Source organism: Gemella parahaemolysans (assembly GCF_053758945.1).
Genome location: NZ_JBSMTP010000001.1, coordinates 125,782 through 143,071 on the forward strand (window position 1 = coordinate 125,782; position 17,290 = coordinate 143,071).

The window sequence follows — 17,290 nt, forward strand, 5'->3', positions numbered from 1 at the left end:
ATGAAAAAAATATTACCTTCAATTTTATCAGCAGATTTTGCTAATTTAGAAAAAGATATTAAAGAATTAGAAAGTATTGGTATTGATATGTTTCACATCGATGTAATGGATGGAAACTTTGTACCAAATATATCATTTGGATTCCCAATAATTGAATCAATCCGTCCTAAAACAGATAAAGTTTTTGATTGTCATCTTATGATTGCAAATCCAGAAAACTACGTTGAACAATTTTGTAAAGTAGGTTGTGATATGGTATCATTCCACATCGAAGCTACTAATCATGCAGATAGAGTTATTCAAGTAATTAAAAACAATGGTAAAAAAGCTGGTATTGTACTAAATCCGCAAACCCCAATCGAGAGTATTAAATACCTATTACCAAAATTAGATTATGTTTTAATTATGACTGTAAATCCAGGATTTGGTGGACAAAAATTCATTCCTGAGATGCTAGAAAAGATCGAAGAACTAGCAAAACTTAGAGAAGAAAAAAATTATAACTTCTTAATAGAAGTAGATGGTGGAATAAATACAGAAACATCAAAAGCTTGTAGAGATAAAGGTGCAGACTTATTAGTTTGTGGTTCATTCTTATTTGGAGCAAGCGACAAAGAAAAAACATTAGGTGAGTTGTTAAAATAATGAATATGAAAAAAATAAACATAATGTTAGGTGGAGTATTTCCAAAGGAAATCCCTTCATCTAACTTATGGTGTGGAGTAGATAAAGGCGCATTGTACTTACTTAATAATGGAGTTAATCCGATATTAAGTTGCGGAGATTTTGATTCAATTACTCTTGAGCAAAGAAGAGAGGTTGAAGAAAAATCAAAGTACTTTAAAGTGAAAAGTAGTGAAGATTTAACAGATGCAGAATTTGCGTTAGAAAATATATTGGAATTATTTGAAGAGATTGAAGTAATAGATATTTATGGTGCTACTGGAAGAAGACTTGACCACTTTTTTGGTAATATACTTTTACTAAATAATAAGAAATATCATCATATAAAAATTAGAATAATAGATGATAATAATATTATTACAGTAGCTAAAAAAGGTCTGAATATCTTTGAGAATATAGAAGGATACAAGTATTTCTCAATAGTACCTATTTATGAAGATACTTTAATGACAATAAAAAATTCTAAATATGAAGTTAATGATCTAATGCTGACATTAAATCGTCCGAATGCTACTAGTAACGAATTTAAAAGTAAAGAGGACATAAGATTAGAAGTTAATAATATTGTTCTAGTAATGTACTCAAAAGATTAAGGAGAAACAATGGTAGAAATATTACAATTTATGTTGATAGCTGTTCTTGCAGGTTTCTTAGGCTCTTTAGTAGGGTTAGGTGGTGGAATCATTATCACACCTGCATTAACAATATTATTTGGATTTGATATTAAATACGCTATTGGAGCAAGTATTGTTGCGGTTATCGCAACAAGTAGTGGATCAGCGATAGCATTCGTAAAAGATCATGTTAGTAATATGCGAGTAGGTATGCTTTTAGAAGTATTTACTACAGCAGGAGGTGTAGTAGGAGCACTTATGGCTGGAGTATTTTCATCTAAATTATTATATATCTTCTTCTCATTAATACTATTGAATTCTTTTTATGGTATGTTGAAAAAAACAGGACTAATAACAAAAGTTAAAAAAGAAGAAATAGTAGAGAATGATAAATATGCAGAAAAATATAAGCTTAATTCATCATATTACGATAAAGCGATAGACAAAACAATTGACTATAATGTTACAAATGTGCCACAAGGTTCGTTAGTAATGTTTGGAGCTGGATTTGCTAGTGGATTACTTGGAATTGGTAGTGGAGCATTTAAAGTAGTTGCCTTAGACACTTATATGAAACTTCCGATAAAAGTAAGTACTGCAACAAGTAACTTTATGATGGGAGTTACAGCAACAGCTAGTGCATTAATATATTTCTTTAACGGAACTATTAATCCAGCAGTAGCAGCACCAATAGCAATAGGAACGCTGATTGGATCAAGAACTGGAGCGAAAGTAATGCAAAGATTAGATGCAAAATATATTCGTTATATTTTCCTTCCAATTTTATTATTTACGATTGTCAATATGTTACTAAAAGGTCTGGGGGTACTTTAATATGAATGAAAAAAGAGATATAAATATAGTAATTGCAAATATTATAAAAACAGGAGTTTTTGTAAGCTCATTCTTTATTATAACAGGTATAATACTTAGCTTCATTCAAGGGGCAGATGGAGTATTAACGGTAGAGAGATATACTTTTAAAGAAATGCTAAGAGGTTTAGTATCATTTAATTATTATTCATATTTAATGTTTGGTATTTTTCTTTTAATATTGACACCTGTTCTACGTATATTAGGATTACTGTATGTCTATATTGAAGAAAAAGATTACAAATTTGTAAGGATTTGTATTTTAGTACTTGTGATTTTAATTGTTAGTCTATTGTTGGGAGTAACACACAGTTAAAATAAAAAAAAAATTAAAAAATAAAATGTTCTACTACGTGATAAAATACAATTTATCGCAAATTGTGAACAAATTGTGAACGAAAAATGGTAAAATGTAGGAAAAGTACTACTTTTTATCATTTTTGTTTTGCCATAATAAAAACTATGTTATACAATAATAATATAATATTTACAATTAAATATAAACTAACACATATAAGGAGGTATATCTATGTTGGATCCACTATTACTTGCAAGGATACAATTCGCAGCAACAACAGTGTTCCACTTCTTCTTTGTACCTATTACTATAGGTATGGTGTTCTTAATCGCAATTTTTGAAAGTATTTATGTTAAAACTGGCGATGAGCATTACAAAAGAATTACGAAGTTCTTTGGGCACTTATTCCTAATTAACTTTGCTGTTGGGGTTGTTACAGGTATTCTTCAAGAGTTCCAATTTGGTATGAACTGGTCTGAATATTCTTCATTCGTAGGGGATGTTTTTGGACCATCACTTGCGGTAGAAGCATTACTTGCATTCTATCTTGAGTCTACATTTATCGGTATTTGGATTTTCTCTTGGGAGAAAATCAACAAAAAATTACACGCAATGTGTATTTGGTTAGTAAGTATAGGAACACTTATGTCAGCGTTCTGGATTTTATCAGCTAACTCATTCATGCAACACCCAGTAGGTGTTAAATATGTTGAGAACAGCGTAATTGGTAAAAAAGCAGAAATGATTGACTTCTTTGCAATCATTAAAAACCCATATTTATGGAACCAATTCCCTCACGTAGTAACAATGGCGTTAACAGTTGGGGCATTCACAATTGCAGGTATTGCATCTTGGAAAATGGTTCGTAATCAATCAGTTCCAATGTTCAGAAAAGCATTTAGAGTTTCTATCATAGCTGCTTTAATCGGTTCATTAGGATTATTTTGGACAGGACACTCTCAAATGCAATATTTAGTAAGAGAATACCCTATGAAAGTTGCAGCTGCTGAAGCTCTATATGAAGATACTGGAAATTCAGCACCATTCTCAGTTTTAGCAACAATCGATCAAAAACAACAAAAAGCAGAACATTACCTTGAAGTTCCTGGTATGTTAAGTTTCTTAGCATACGACAAGTTTGAAGGAAGCCTAAAAGGTATGAAATCTCTTCAAAAAGAAATGGATGAAAAATACTATCCAGTAGTTGGAAAACACATCGATTATACACCGCATGTACCAACAATTTATTACTCATTCAGAGTTATGTCTGGTTCTGTAGGTATCTTAATCTTAATGGCATTACTTGGAACAATATATTCATTCAAGGGAACAGAAACTAAGAAACGTTGGTTCTTACAACTTATGCCATGGACTTTATTAGTAGCTGAAGTTGCTACTGCTTGTGGTTGGATTATGGCTGAGATGGGACGTCAACCGTTCTTAATCTTCGGAGTAATGGCTACTGAGTCAGGAGTTTCACCAAACTCTGGAGCATCAGTATTATTCTCACTATTAGTATTCTGTGTATTATATACTATCTTAGGTATTGCACAATTTATCGCATTTAGATATACAATGAATAAAAAAGAAACAACTGTGAAGGAGGTAGCATAGTATGGATTGGTCAGTAGCTTTACCAAATATTTGGTTCTTACTTATTACAATACTATTTACAGGATTCTTCGTATTAGAAGGATATGACTTCGGAGTTGGAGTACTAGCTCAAGTATTAGGTAAAAACGATGAAGAAAAACGTGTTTACTTCAATACAATCGGTCCTTTCTGGGATGCAAACGAAGTTTGGCTATTAACTGGTGGTGGAGCGATGTTCGCAGCTTTCCCTATCTGGTATGGTAAATTATTCAGTGGGTACTATATCGCATTTGTATTAATGTTAGTAGCGTTAATCTTACGAGGCGTATCATTTGAATTTAGAGGTAAATTAGGTAATAATAGAACTTGGATTAAATCATTCGATATAGCAATGTTTGTAGGTAGCTTACTTCCACCAGTATTATGGGGAGTTGCAGTAGCTAACTTCATGACAGGAGCAAACCTTGACGCTAAGAAAAACTTAGTTGATGGTTTCTTAGGATTATTATCTCCATTTACTATCCTTGGAGGAATAATGATGTTACTTCTAATGTTAGTTCACGGTGCTCAATTCTTAGCTCTTAAAACTACAGGAGAATTAAGAAATGCAGCTCGTGCAACATCTGCATTATTATTCCCATTTGCTGCAGTAGTAACATTAGTATTTGCTATTTGGGCATTATTTAAAACAGATATCTTTACAACAAACTACTATGTTGGTTTAGTATTAGCATTAGTAGCGGTAGCATTATTCGTGTTATCATTTGTTTTAAACTTTAAAGGTCGTGACTTAGGTGCGTTCTTAAGTACATCAGGAACATTAGCGTTCCTAACTCTAAGTGTCTTCGCAGGTATGTTCCCACGTGCTATAATAAACAGTAATGATGTTAGTCAATCACTATTTATTTATGATGCTGCGAGTGGAGTATACACTCTAAGACTTATGACAATAGTTGCATTATTCCTATTGCCATTCGTTTTAGGATACCAAGTTTGGTCATATTCTATTTTTAGAAAACGACTAACTAAAGAAGATGAATTGGAGTATTAGTCAATGAAAAAAAAGGAAGCAAAATTAAAACTTCCTGTTAAAAAAAGTCTTACATTGACACTATTAATATTATCAATATTCGAAGCAGCTTGTATAATTATACAAGCTGCTTTTTTAGCAAAAGCCATAGTGGGACTTTTTGATAAAAATTTTGATAACGTAGTAAGAGATAGTGTTCTTTTTTTAATAGGTTTTATTTTTAGAATAGTGTTCTTACACTTACAACAATATTTTACAGAAAATCATGCAATCAAGTTTGAAACAGAACTCAGAAGAAAATTACTTCAGAGTTACTTTGATTTAGGACCTGATTTCACATCAAGAGAAGGATCAGGGAAGTTAGTAACCCTAGCTATTGATGGAATAGGAAAAGTAAAACAGTATTTTGAATTAAACGTATCAAAACAAATCCGTGGAGCTATTATCCCAACCTTAGTAGTTATATTTATATTTTATACAGATTATGTCTCTGCCTTAATGATAATATCTGTAATTCCTGTTATAGTTATTTTTATGATACTACTTGGAATTAACGCTAGAGATATGGCGAATAGACAGTATAAAAAATATAGGGCATTATCTAACAACTTTATTGATACGATTCGAGGGGTGGAGACTCTTAAATTCTTAGGGGTAAGTAAAAACTACTTACCTATAATGGAAAAGAAAAATAAAGAATATCGTCAAAGTACTATGAAAACACTAAGTGTAGCATTTTTAAACAGCTTTGCACTAGATTTCTTAACAACAATCGCAATTGCACTTTTAGCAGTGAGATTAGGGATTCTATTATTAGATGGTGATACGGTATTATTACCATCGCTAACTGTATTGTTAATAGCACCAGAGTTTTTCCTTCCAATGAAACAAGCTGCGACAGACTATCATGCAACACTAGATGGTCAAATGGCTTATGAAGATATTAATCGAATGATAGTGGATAATGAGAAAAATAAATCTCAGAAATCATCTATCGAGAATGTAGAAAGTATAAAACTACAAAATGTAGGATTAATAAAAGATGATAAGAAAATTCTTGATAATATCACTTTATCGGTAAACAAAGGTGAAAAGATTTGTCTTGTAGGACAAAGTGGAAGTGGAAAAACTTCATTAATCTCATTGCTATCTGGTTTTAATGAACAGAGTGAAGGTGAGATATTAATTAATGATGAAGTTACAAATTTAAAAAATGTTCACTGGTCGAATAACATCTCATATATATCACAATTCCCTTATATTTTCCCGGATACAATTCGCAATAACATATTATTCTATTCTAACGAAAATATAAGTGATAATCACTTAAAAGAAATTAGTAAGTTAGTAGGTTTAGATAAATTTATCTCTACATTACCACAAGGTTATGACACTAATATTGGAGAAGGTGGTCAAGAATTAAGTGGAGGTCAAGCACAACGTATTGCTATTGCCAGAGCCTTAATTAGTAATAGAGAAGTAATCATTTTAGATGAACCAACAAGTCACCTGGATATAGAAACAGAGTTTGAAATTAAAGAAAAACTACTAGAATTATTTAAAGGTAGAACTGTAATTATAGCTACACATAGACTACACTGGTTGAATAATGTAGATTATGTATTAAATCTAGAACAAGGAAAGGTTAGTGATTTTGAGAAAGTTGCCGAATTTAAAAATTCACCACGTTTCGAAGAATTGAAAGCTAATCTAGTAGGAGGTAGCTATAGTGAACAATAATTCAATAATAAGAAAAGAACTTAAAAAGAATAAAGGTGTGATGAGCGGTGTAGTCTTTTTAGGATTAATGTCTGTTATTAGTGGAGCTGCGTTAATGTATGTTTCAGGATTCTTAATAAGTAAGGCATCATTACAAATAGGAAATATCCTAATGTTACAAGTACCTACAGTATTAACGAGAACCTTCTCTTTAGCGCAATCTACATTTGCTTATATTCAAAGGCTAGTTAGCCACAATTTAGTTTTAGGAATAATAGAAAAAATGCGTAGTAGGGTATATAAAATATTAGAACCTAAAGCATTAAAATTGAAAAAAGAATATAAATCTGGAGATTTACTAGGTATTATTTCTGAAGATATCGAAAATATGCAAAATATCTATCTAAAAACAATATTCCCAAGTATTATCTCACTAGTATTATATGTAATTTTCATTACAGTAATGTTTGGATATGATATGAATTATGCACTATTAGCAACACTATTTGGAATATTTATAATTTTTGTAGTACCATTCGCATCACTTACAATTACAAGAAAAAATTTCCAAATTATGAAAGAAGCTAAATATAACCTATATCGTGATTTTACTAGTGCTATTTTTGGATTAAGTGATTGGATTTCTTCTAATAAAGTAAATGAATTCATGGATGACTACCAAGTTAAAGAACAAAAACTTTTAAAACGTGAAAGAAAAATTAAAACATTCGTTCACTTAAGAGAAAACTTTGTTAACCTACTTGCAGGTGCCACAGCTTTCTTAATGATTTATAGTTGTTGGAATATGACAGTTAACAATGTAATCGAAAATGTCTATATTGCATCATTCTGTATGATGGTGTTATCGGTTCTTAGTGTGGCTGTAATGACGAGTGAAGCAGTAGCTCACATTCCAGGATATGAAGTTTCAATAAATAGAGTAAAAGAATTTTATGCTCAAGAAGATAATGAAAAAGTCGAAGTAACTGATGCAAAAAATTCTGAAGGAAATATTATTGATGTCAAAAACTTAACTTTTGAATATGAGAAAGGTAAAACTATTTTAAATAATTTATCACTTTCAATCAAGAAAGGTGAGAAAGTAGCAATATTAGGAAGAAGTGGTGTAGGGAAATCTACATTGGTGAAATTATTAACAGGTACATATACAGATTACCAAGGTGAGATTATTGTTCTTGATAAAAAACCAACAGAAACAATGTTAGGTACAGAGATTTCACTTTTAAACCAAAAACCATATCTATTTGATATGACGATTAGAGAAAATCTTAAACTTTCACTTTTAGATTCGGGAATAGAAGAAGATAAAATTGAAGATAAAATTAATGAAAGTTTAGAAAAATCTCAGTTGTCTAAACTATTACAAAGTCTTCCTGATGGAATAGATACAAATGTATTTGAAACAGGAAGTAGGTTCTCTGGAGGAGAGCGTCAACGTATAGCATTCGCTAGAAGTATTATTCAAAATAATGAATTGTTACTACTAGATGAACCAACTGTAGGGTTAGATCCAAAAACTGAACATGAATTATTAACTACAATTTTTGAATCTAGTAAAGATAAAACAATCGTATGGATTACCCATCATTTAAACTCTATCGAATATATGGATAGAATAATATTCATTAAAGATGGAGAAATAGAGATGGATGGAACACATAGTGAGCTATACGCAACAAATGATAAGTATAGAAAACTATATGATATGGATAATATAGCGTAATAGTATTTGCAAAACTTTACAAATATAGAGCAGTTACAGGAATAAGAAAAACGACTAACACAGGTAAAGAGAAACGAGTTAGACCTATAAATTTTGATTGAAAAATGCTATAATATAACTTGTTTAAAAGTATAAAGTATTTGGAGGTTTAGAATATGGAAGTAATTGCACTATTGAGAGGAGTAACACCGACAGGAAAAAATAGAATACCTAAAATGTCATTTTTGGTAGAGATACTTGAAAAAGTAGGACTAAAAAAAGTAAAGACTTATATTCAAAGTGGCAATGTTATTTTGGAAACAGAGTTGTCAAAAGGGAAAACAGCAAAGTTAATTCATGACACAATAGCTAAAGAAATAGGAGCAGATTTAAGTGTCATTATAAAAGAAAAAAATCAATTACAGATAGCTATTGAGGAAAATCCGTTTAATGAAAATTATGATTTTTCAAGAATACATTTAGTATTCACTAACGATAGTATGGGAGAAGATGAACTAAAAAAACTGGAAAATAAAGACTTTGGAGATGAAAAGTTTATTATTGGTTCTGAATGTTTATATTTGTATCTTCCAAGAGGTGCAAGTCCCAAAAGATTGAATACTAATTATCTTGAAAAACAGCTTTCAATAACTATGACAATGAGGAAATTAAATGTTGTTGAACATTTAGTCGAATTATGTAAGAAATAGGAATAAACACCAGCTTATTGAAGTAACAATTAAACATAACTAATACAAGAACAGTAAATCAAAAAAGGTTTACTGTTTTTTCTGGGTCTATAATAAATACGGTTGATAATAAATATTAGCCGTATTTATTATAGACCCAGAACCTTTGTGAGGGTGACTCGACAAAACTGATTTCTCAGAAATCACGATTTTTGAGTCACTCCATTTTTTCTTAATATTTAGTAAAAGTTTAAAATATGTATATAAACAAATAAGGATGTATGTTAGAATAATATGTAATAGTAATTATATCGACGTAGGAAGGATAAGGCAGTGTCAAGATTTTTGTGTAAACATAATCTGAGGTTTTAAATAAAGTTAACTATTTATAATTTTATTAGTTCTTATGGCTTTTATTTCTTAGAGTTTAATAAGATTTTTCGAGAGATTTTGTCAAGAATTCAAAGAAGGCTTGCCCTTGTTCTTGACAAAATCATAGAAAAATCTAAACTCTAGAAGGGAATAAAAGCTAGTATATATATATTTCTTCTATCATATTCTCTAATTCTTCTTTCGCCATACTAAAGCCATAGTGCGATATACCTACATATTTTACGTTATATTCACATGCTGATACACAAACATATCTGTTTAGAGATTGTTCATTAGGGAATTGTTCTTTTTTCTTAATTCCTTTTTTTAGATGTTTATTATAATTTTCTATTATATTTGTTGTATAAATACTTCTTCTTATTGATTTAGATATGCAACATAATGAGCTTATGGAAAAAGCAAATGTAAGTAGGAGTACATTTTATAAATTAAAGAATGGTGAGAATGTAACTACCGATATTTTGCTCAGAATTTGTGATGCATTGGATTGCGACATATCAGAAATTATGGAGTGTATTAAAAATGATTGAAATAATAAATGGAGAATGCATAGAAGAATTGAGGAAGTTAGACTCATCTACGGTTGATTTAATTATTACAGATCCTCCATATAATATTGCGAATTTCATGAACGGGAGAGATACAAATTTACAAAAAATGCGTTCTAATTTTTTTGGTGCTGCTGGTTGGGATGATTTAGATTTTAATGATTGGAAAGACCATATGAGATTGTTTTTAAAGAATCAAGTAGGATACTTAAGAATGGTGCTTCCATGATAGTTTTTATGTCAATATTAAGGGTTGAAACTCTTGTTGAAATAGCAAATAAATTTGGTTTTTATTATAAAACCACTGGAATTTGGCACAAAACAAATCCAATGCCTAGAAATATGAATTTACATTTTGTTAATTCAAATGAGTGCTGGATATATTTTACTTATAAAACAAAAACAAGAACATTCAATAATAAAGGTAAATTGGTTCTAGACTATATTGAAACATCTGTCACGACTGCTAGGGAAAAGAAATTAGGTAAACATCCAACACAAAAGCCAATTATATTATTCGAACATTTTATAAGATTGCTTTCAAATGAGGGCGATTTAGTAGTAGATCCATTTCTAGGAAGCGGTTCTTCTGCAATTGCAAGCTATAGATTAAATAGAAATTTTATCGGTGTTGAATTAGAAGAAAAATATGCTAAATTAGCGAATATGAGGGTAGAAGATGAAAAGACAAGTTATTGATTTGTTTTCTGGAGTTGGTGGACTATCTAAAGGATTTTTCGACTCAGGATTTGAAATTGTTTTAGCAAATGAAGTTGACTATTCTATAGCTAATTCTTATAAAAAAAATTATCCTAAAGTGAAAATGATTAATGAAGATATTTCAAAATTAGATATTGATGATGTTTTTAATGAGTATAAAAATATAGACGTAATTGTTGGGGGACCACCTTGTCAAGGATTTTCTCAAAAAGGGAAAAGAAAAATAATGGATGATCCACGTAATTATTTATTTAAATATTTTTTTGAGGTAGTTAGTGTTGTTAGACCGAAGTATTTTGTGCTAGAAAATGTACCCAACATATTAACTGCAAATAACGGACATTTTAAAGACGAAATTTATAGCTTATGTTCCAGTAATGGTTACACGCTATGATGATACCCTAGTAAGGAAGATTATCCAGAATGTTAGTGTTTATGATGACCACTTTGTAATATGCTTTAAATCTGGAATTGAAATGGAAGTATGATTTAATACTAATATAAACCGTCAATTAAGAGTTAGGTTCTCTTGATTGGCGGTTTTTTCATTGACTTTTACATGATTTATACATGTGATATTATCAAAAATGTTGTTTATAAGGTTATTGATAAGGAGTTGACCACATGAGTGATGTAATAAGCTGTTAGATGAAGCTATTAAAGAAACCGAAAACTTGTACGAAGGAGAAGTCTTTATTTTTAAGGAATTGTTTAAAGGATATGTATGGAACAGGATACCGAGAAAGGACTGTACTAATGTCTTAGTAGATGTTTTTGAGATATTTTAAATAATATAAAAACACTTGAATAAATGTTCATATAACTATTGACACAAGAGAAAAATAATAATATAATAAACATACAACGTATGAATGATTGTTCAAGTAATCAGATGAAATGATTTAAAAAGAGGTGATAATATGACTAAAAAATTTAATTCAATTGAAAGATGTGACTGCAATGTAATTCATGAGGATATTGTAAATCAAGTTAGAGATAAAATGCCTCAAGAAGAAAGCCTTTATGATCTAGCAGAATTATTTAAAGTATTTGGAGACTCAACACGAATCAGGATATTATGGGCTTTACATGAAGTTGAAATGTGTGTTTGTGATATCGCTGTATTACTTAACATGACACAATCAGCAATTTCCCATCAGCTGAGAGTCTTAAAACAAGCTAATTTAGTGAAAAACAGAAAAGAAGGCAAAGTAGTATATTATTCATTAGTTGATGATCATGTAAGAGAAATATTTGACCAAGGTCTAATTCATATCAACGAGAAGTAGTAATGCGGTAGAATAGAATATTTTTTGAAGATATTTGGGCATATATTTAAGTCTTCATTTCAAATGAGCAATGCTTCAAGAAAATTTGAAAAAGACTTGTAGTATTCAAAATAAAATTACAAATAATATTTAGGAGGATTTAATAATGAAAAAGAAATTTATACTTGAAGGTTTAGATTGTGCAAATTGCGCGGCAAAAATGGAAAAGGTTATTAATGAGCTTGATGGAGTGAAAGAAGCTACTGTTAACTTTATGACCACAAAACTCGTTATTGATGGTGAGGATGAAAAAATGCCAACAATAATAGCAGAGGCCGAAAAAATAGTTAAAAAAATCGAACCCGATACAACTATGAAAAAGGCTTAAAGGAGGCTATTTAGTATGACAAAACGACTATGGCGAATAATTATTGGTGCAGCCGTGTTAGCTACAGCAGTATTGCTTAGTTTAAATAACGAATGGTTACAGATTGCTCTCTTTATAATAAGTTACATTATTGTAGGTGGAGATGTTGTAAAAAGAGCTGTAAAAAATATTTTTAAAGGTCAAGTTTTCGATGAAAATTTTTTAATGAGTATTGCAACAATTGGTGCATTTTTTATTGGTGAGTATCCTGAAGGTGTTGCAGTTATGCTGTTTTATCAAGTTGGAGAACTGTTTCAAAGCTATGCAGTTGGCAAGTCGAGAAAGTCAATTGCAAGCCTTATGGATATTCGACCAGATTATGCAAATGTTAAAAAAGGTGATGAACTTGTCAAAGTTGACCCGGATGAAGTACAAATTGGAGATATTATTTTAATTAAAGCAGGAGAAAAAATTCCTCTTGATAGCAAGGTAATTGAGGGAAGTTCAATGATTGATACATCGGCGCTAACAGGCGAATCTGTTCCTCGTGAAGTAGAAGTTGGAAGTGATATCCTAAGTGGGTGCATCAACATTAATGGGGTTATTACAGCAGAGGTTACCAAGGAATTTGGAGAATCTACTGTAAGTAAAATTCTTGATTTAGTTGAAAATGCAAGTAGTAAAAAATCCAATTCAGAACAATTTATTACGAAGTTTGCGAGATATTATACACCGGTTGTGGTTATAATTGCAGTTTTTCTAGCTATTATACCACCTCTTGTTATAGACGGGGCGACTTTTAGTGATTGGATATATAGAGCACTAGCATTCCTTGTGGTATCCTGTCCGTGTGCTTTAGTTATTTCAATTCCTTTGAGTTTCTTCGGTGGAATAGGTGGAGCCTCAAAAAAAGGTGTTTTAGTCAAGGGTAGTAATTATTTAGAAGCATTAGCAGAAACTGAAATTGTTGTTTTTGATAAAACTGGAACACTAACGAAAGGTGTATTTAATGTACAGGAAATTCATCCAGAAGGAGTTTCCAAAGAAGAGCTATTAGAATTAACTGCACATGCGGAAAGCTATTCCAATCATCCGATTTCACTTTCACTGAAACGTGCATATAGCAAAGAAATAGACAATGGACGTATTTCAGATGTAGAAGAGATATCAGGTCATGGTGTTATTGCAACAGTAGATGGCAAAAAGGTTATGGTAGGAAACATCAAACTTATGAAAATGATGGATATCCCTTATTTCAAGGGAGAGCTGATCGGTACTATTGTACATGTTGCTGTTAATAACAAATATATAGGTTACATTGTAATTGCCGATGAGGTAAAGGAAGATTCAGCACAAGCAATCAAGGAACTTAAGGCAGCTAATATTAAACAAACAGTTATGTTGACAGGTGATAATAAAAGTATTGGTTCAAAAGTTGCTAAAGAGCTTGGTCTTGATAAGATTTATGCAGAACTGTTGCCAGCAGACAAAGTTGAAAAACTAGAAGAATTATTTTCGCAAAAATCTAAAAAAGGTAAACTTGCCTTTGTTGGTGACGGAATCAATGATGCACCTGTATTAGCTCGTGCAGACATTGGAATAGCAATGGGTGGTTTAGGTTCTGATGCGGCCATTGAAGCTGCTGATGTTGTAATTATGACTGATGAGCCATCGAAAATTGCTACTACAATGAAGATTTCTAAAAAGACACTAAAAATTGCACATCAAAACATAGTATTTGCAATTGGAATAAAAATAATTGTTCTTATTTTGAGTGCTTTTGGAATAACTACTATGTGGGCAGCTATATTTGCAGATGTAGGTGTAACTATCATCGCAGTATTAAATGCTTTTAGAGCTTTGAATGTAAAGAATCTATAAACTATTTTTCATATTCACCCCTTGAATGATACCGATAATTGACGATACAATCAAGGGGTATTTTTTAATTTAAAAACTATAAATGAAAATTGGTTGGGATTTACCTTGAATTAAATGGTTTTAAAGATATGGAGGTTATGTAATTGAAAGTTATTGATGAATGTTGCTGTGAATGTATCACACAAAATTTAAATAGAACAAAGGAGAGTTGCCCTGTCTGTAATAATGAAGGAGTAACAATTAGTAGGATAACAGTTGAACACTTGGTGACAGATGGTTATCGTAATGCCGTTGATGGAGATCAATATAAGATATGCATGAATGAGGACTGCGACGTTATTTACTATAACTTAGATAAAGAAATAAAATTCTTAAAAGACCAAGTTAGGGTTCCTATCTAGTTTAAGAAAGATGCAGATCCTAAGTATGCTTGTTATTGCAGCAAAGTCACAGAAGATCAGGTAATTGAAGCAGTTGTAAAGCATGGTGCGAAAACCGTTAAAGAAGTAAATGCCATAACTGGAGCAATGAAAAATTCGCTTTGTAAGGAAAACAATCCTTTGGGGGTATGTTGTCATAAGATTATTCAGGAAGCCATTGATAAGGGATTAACCATGAAATGATTTGAGTTGATATGTTCTCACGAACAGACAAAACCGTTGATATCTTCCCACAAACGAGAGCCAATGTTAGATATGTTTCCGGCTACAAGTATGGATATGTTCCCCTTAACCATAGGGGTTGAGAGGAGTAACACCAACAGGAAAAAATAGAATACCTAAAATGTCATTTTTGGTAGAGATACTTGAAAAAGTAGGACTAAAAAAAGTAAAGACTTATATTCAAAGTGGTAATGTTATTTTGGAAACAGAGTTGTCAAAAGGGGAAACAGCAAAGTTAATTCATGACACAATAGCTAAAGAAATAGGAGCAGATTTAAGTGTCATTATAAAAGAAAAAAATCAATTACAGATAGCTATTGAGGAAAATCCGTTTAATGAAAATTATGATTTTTCAAGAATACATTTAGTATTCACTAACGATAGTATGAGAGAAGATGAACTAAAAAACTGGAAAATAAAGACTTTGGAGATGAAAAGTTTATTATTGGTTCTGAATGTTTATATATGTATCTTTCAAGAGATGCAAGTCCCAAAAGATTGAATACTAATTATCTTGAAAAACAGCTTTCAATAACCATGACAATGAGGAAATTAAATGTTGTTGAACATTTAGTCGAATTATGTAAGAAATAAGAAATAGGAATAAACACCAGCTTATTGAAGTAACAATTAAACATAACTAATACAAGAACAGTAAATCAAAAAAGGTTTACTGTTTTTTCTGGGTCTATAATAAATACGGTTGATAATAAATATCAGCCGTATTATTATAGCAGTGTCAAGATTTTTGTGTAAACACAATCTGAGGTTTTAAATAAAGTTAACTATTTAAATTTTATTAGTTTTATGGCTTTTATTCCTTAGAGTTTAATAAGATTTTTCGAGAGATTTTGTCAAGAATTCAAAGAAGGCTTGCCCTTGTTCTTGACAAAATCATAGAAAAATCTAAACTCTAGAAGGGAATAAAAGCTAGTTTATATATATTTCTTCTATCATATTCTCTAATTCTTCTTTCGCTATACTAAAGCCGTAGTGCGATATACCTGCATATTTTACGTTATATTCACACGCGGATACACAAACATATCTGTTTAGGGATTGTTCATTGGGGAATTGCTCTTTTTTCTTTATCCCTTTTTTAAATGTTTATTATAATTTTCTATTATATTTGTTGTATAAATACTTCTTCTTATTGATTTTGGAAATAAATAATATGTAAATAGACAATCTCTAATATCTAATAGACTATTTGTTACTTTTGGGTATTTTTCTTTGTATTTATCTATAAATAATGCTAGATTCTTTTCTGCCTCGTCTTTTGCCGATGCTTGATATACTACTTTTAAATCTTCTGATATTTCCGCTTTATCTTTTGATCTTACTTTTAGTAAAATATTTCTTATTACATGCGTCCAACACGTTTGATACTTTGCTTTAGGAAATGCTTCTTCAAGCTTTTCTTTTATTCCTTTTAATCCATCTGTGACAAACAATAATACTCTATTTAAACCTCTTTTCTTAAAATCTTCTAACATATCTTTGTAGTTTTCTGGTGATTCTGTTGGAAATAATTCATATGATAGGATTTCTTTTTCTCCGCTTATTGTTATTCCTATTAATATATGTAGCGCTTCTTTTCCTACTGTTCCCCTTTTTACACTAATATATGTTGAATCTGCATATACTACCGCATAATCTTTTGTTATTTTTCTTGAATGATATTCTTTAACTTTTTCATCTAATTGTTTAGTTATAACGCTTATTGTTTGTGGTGAATAATAGTGTCCATACAATTGTTCTACAATTTTACCTATTTCTCTTGTAGTCATACCTCTTTTATACAGTAATATTATTGTTTCTTCTAAATTTTGTGTGTTTCTTTTATATGGTACTAGGGTTAGAGGTGTAAATTCACTATTTCTATCTCTTGGGACTTTTATTGACAGTTTCCCATACTCACTATATATTGTTTTTGAATAACTTCCATTCCTTGAATTTCCTGTATTATATCCTTCTACAGAATGTTTTTCATAATTTAGAAATCCCGTAAGTTCGGCTTCTAATACTGTGTTTATAGCTTTTTCTAATTCAGCTCTAAATATTTCTGAAATATCTTCTCCTTTTAGTAGTGCATTTACTAATTTTGTGTTATGAGAGATTCCTTTCGTAATGAGTTGTGGTTAACTTTATTTTACACCTAGGAGTCTCTTTTTTCTATGTCTTTTTTTTTCAACTTCTCTTGACTTTTCTGTTTACACAAAATATTA

17 protein-coding genes and 3 pseudogenes are annotated in these 17,290 nt (G+C 30.6%); 18 read left to right on the top strand and 2 right to left on the bottom strand.

Annotated features, from left to right (window positions below):
* The 9 genes from rpe (at position 1) to ACWOBP_RS00585 (ending at position 9,244) form a co-directional block, all read left to right on the top strand.
* Entirely contained in the window at positions 1-645 is a 645-nt protein-coding gene (gene rpe / locus ACWOBP_RS00545) for a ribulose-phosphate 3-epimerase (RefSeq protein ID WP_455337002.1), read from the top strand.
* Positions 645-1,277: a thiamine diphosphokinase gene (locus ACWOBP_RS00550; protein WP_455337003.1), complete on the top strand. Its 633-nt coding sequence runs from the start codon at positions 645-647 to the stop codon at positions 1,275-1,277. The genes rpe and ACWOBP_RS00550 overlap by 1 nt, the downstream gene beginning before the upstream one ends.
* 9 nt (positions 1,278-1,286) lie before the next feature.
* Entirely contained in the window at positions 1,287-2,132 is an 846-nt protein-coding gene (locus ACWOBP_RS00555; RefSeq protein WP_455337004.1) for a sulfite exporter TauE/SafE family protein, read from the top strand.
* Between the two features lies 1 nt (position 2,133).
* Complete coding sequence (locus ACWOBP_RS00560; RefSeq protein WP_455337005.1) at positions 2,134-2,487, top strand: DUF1634 domain-containing protein; 354 nt, start codon at positions 2,134-2,136, stop codon at positions 2,485-2,487.
* A 213-nt stretch (positions 2,488-2,700) separates the two neighbouring features.
* On the top strand, positions 2,701-4,083 hold the full coding sequence (locus ACWOBP_RS00565) for a cytochrome ubiquinol oxidase subunit I (protein ID WP_455337006.1): 1,383 nt from the start codon (positions 2,701-2,703) through the stop codon (positions 4,081-4,083).
* Position 4,084: 1 nt separating this feature from the next.
* A complete protein-coding gene (gene cydB, locus ACWOBP_RS00570; RefSeq protein WP_455337007.1) occupies positions 4,085-5,113 on the top strand; it encodes a cytochrome d ubiquinol oxidase subunit II in 1,029 nt (342 codons plus the stop codon).
* Positions 5,114-5,116: 3 nt separating this feature from the next.
* A complete protein-coding gene (cydD, locus tag ACWOBP_RS00575; protein WP_455337008.1) occupies positions 5,117-6,832 on the top strand; it encodes a thiol reductant ABC exporter subunit CydD in 1,716 nt (571 codons plus the stop codon).
* Positions 6,822-8,555 carry a thiol reductant ABC exporter subunit CydC gene (gene cydC / locus ACWOBP_RS00580; protein WP_455337009.1) on the top strand — a complete coding sequence of 578 codons (1,734 nt, stop codon included), beginning with the start codon at positions 6,822-6,824 and terminating at the stop codon, positions 8,553-8,555. Before cydD ends, cydC begins: the two co-directional genes overlap by 11 nt.
* 155 nt (positions 8,556-8,710) lie before the next feature.
* Positions 8,711-9,244 (top strand): DUF1697 domain-containing protein, encoded by a 534-nt coding sequence (locus tag ACWOBP_RS00585; protein WP_371451469.1) that lies wholly within the window; start codon positions 8,711-8,713, stop codon positions 9,242-9,244.
* A 508-nt stretch (positions 9,245-9,752) separates the two neighbouring features.
* Here ACWOBP_RS00585 and ACWOBP_RS00590 read toward each other — a convergent pair.
* Positions 9,753-10,007 (bottom strand): transposase, encoded by a 255-nt coding sequence (locus tag ACWOBP_RS00590; RefSeq protein ID WP_156438975.1) that lies wholly within the window; start codon positions 10,005-10,007, stop codon positions 9,753-9,755.
* Between ACWOBP_RS00590 and ACWOBP_RS00595 the strand changes: the two genes are divergently transcribed.
* The 9 genes and pseudogenes from ACWOBP_RS00595 to ACWOBP_RS00635 all read left to right on the top strand — a co-directional run bounded on the left by ACWOBP_RS00595 (position 10,006) and on the right by ACWOBP_RS00635 (position 15,564).
* On the top strand, positions 10,006-10,146 hold the full coding sequence (locus ACWOBP_RS00595; protein ID WP_428829627.1) for a helix-turn-helix domain-containing protein: 141 nt from the start codon (positions 10,006-10,008) through the stop codon (positions 10,144-10,146). The genes ACWOBP_RS00590 and ACWOBP_RS00595 overlap by 2 nt on opposite strands.
* A complete protein-coding gene (locus tag ACWOBP_RS00600; RefSeq protein WP_233445898.1) occupies positions 10,094-10,393 on the top strand; it encodes a class I SAM-dependent methyltransferase in 300 nt (99 codons plus the stop codon). The genes ACWOBP_RS00595 and ACWOBP_RS00600 overlap by 53 nt, the downstream gene beginning before the upstream one ends.
* A complete protein-coding gene (locus ACWOBP_RS00605) occupies positions 10,390-10,863 on the top strand; it encodes a DNA-methyltransferase (RefSeq protein WP_455337010.1) in 474 nt (157 codons plus the stop codon). The genes ACWOBP_RS00600 and ACWOBP_RS00605 overlap by 4 nt, the downstream gene beginning before the upstream one ends.
* Positions 10,844-11,278 carry a DNA cytosine methyltransferase gene (locus ACWOBP_RS00610; RefSeq protein ID WP_455337011.1) on the top strand — a complete coding sequence of 145 codons (435 nt, stop codon included), beginning with the start codon at positions 10,844-10,846 and terminating at the stop codon, positions 11,276-11,278. Before ACWOBP_RS00605 ends, ACWOBP_RS00610 begins: the two co-directional genes overlap by 20 nt.
* Positions 11,279-11,540: 262 nt before the next feature.
* Positions 11,541-11,672: a DUF1413 domain-containing protein gene (locus ACWOBP_RS00615; protein ID WP_438590710.1), complete on the top strand. Its 132-nt coding sequence runs from the start codon at positions 11,541-11,543 to the stop codon at positions 11,670-11,672.
* 132 nt (positions 11,673-11,804) lie between these two features.
* Positions 11,805-12,173 (top strand): ArsR/SmtB family transcription factor, encoded by a 369-nt coding sequence (locus ACWOBP_RS00620; RefSeq protein ID WP_314091001.1) that lies wholly within the window; start codon positions 11,805-11,807, stop codon positions 12,171-12,173.
* Positions 12,174-12,318: 145 nt separating this feature from the next.
* Positions 12,319-14,400: pseudogene (locus ACWOBP_RS00625) on the top strand (heavy metal translocating P-type ATPase).
* A 143-nt stretch (positions 14,401-14,543) separates the two neighbouring features.
* A pseudogene (locus tag ACWOBP_RS00630) lies at positions 14,544-15,023 on the top strand (Csac_0668 family 2Fe-2S cluster-binding (seleno)protein).
* A gap of 118 nt (positions 15,024-15,141) precedes the next feature.
* Complete coding sequence (locus ACWOBP_RS00635; RefSeq protein ID WP_455337012.1) at positions 15,142-15,564, top strand: DUF1697 domain-containing protein; 423 nt, start codon at positions 15,142-15,144, stop codon at positions 15,562-15,564.
* A gap of 428 nt (positions 15,565-15,992) precedes the next feature.
* On the opposite strand, the pseudogene ACWOBP_RS00640 reads toward ACWOBP_RS00635, so the two are convergent.
* Positions 15,993-17,182 (bottom strand): annotated as a pseudogene (locus tag ACWOBP_RS00640) (IS256 family transposase).
* Positions 17,183-17,290: the final 108 nt, after the last annotated feature.

Coding starts and splice junctions, on each gene's coding strand:
- ACWOBP_RS00555 (WP_455337004.1), top strand. CDS start 1,287: ATGGTAGAAATATTACAATTTATGTTGATAGCTGTTCTTGCAGGTTTC.
- cydB (WP_455337007.1), top strand. CDS start 4,085: ATGGATTGGTCAGTAGCTTTACCAAATATTTGGTTCTTACTTATTACA.
- ACWOBP_RS00565 (WP_455337006.1), top strand. CDS start 2,701: ATGTTGGATCCACTATTACTTGCAAGGATACAATTCGCAGCAACAACA.
- rpe (WP_455337002.1), top strand. CDS start 1: ATGAAAAAAATATTACCTTCAATTTTATCAGCAGATTTTGCTAATTTA.
- ACWOBP_RS00585 (WP_371451469.1), top strand. CDS start 8,711: ATGGAAGTAATTGCACTATTGAGAGGAGTAACACCGACAGGAAAAAAT.
- ACWOBP_RS00605 (WP_455337010.1), top strand. CDS start 10,390: ATGATAGTTTTTATGTCAATATTAAGGGTTGAAACTCTTGTTGAAATA.
- ACWOBP_RS00620 (WP_314091001.1), top strand. CDS start 11,805: ATGACTAAAAAATTTAATTCAATTGAAAGATGTGACTGCAATGTAATT.
- ACWOBP_RS00550 (WP_455337003.1), top strand. CDS start 645: ATGAATATGAAAAAAATAAACATAATGTTAGGTGGAGTATTTCCAAAG.
- ACWOBP_RS00600 (WP_233445898.1), top strand. CDS start 10,094: ATGCATTGGATTGCGACATATCAGAAATTATGGAGTGTATTAAAAATG.
- ACWOBP_RS00595 (WP_428829627.1), top strand. CDS start 10,006: ATGGAAAAAGCAAATGTAAGTAGGAGTACATTTTATAAATTAAAGAAT.
- cydD (WP_455337008.1), top strand. CDS start 5,117: ATGAAAAAAAAGGAAGCAAAATTAAAACTTCCTGTTAAAAAAAGTCTT.
- ACWOBP_RS00610 (WP_455337011.1), top strand. CDS start 10,844: ATGAAAAGACAAGTTATTGATTTGTTTTCTGGAGTTGGTGGACTATCT.
- ACWOBP_RS00560 (WP_455337005.1), top strand. CDS start 2,134: ATGAATGAAAAAAGAGATATAAATATAGTAATTGCAAATATTATAAAA.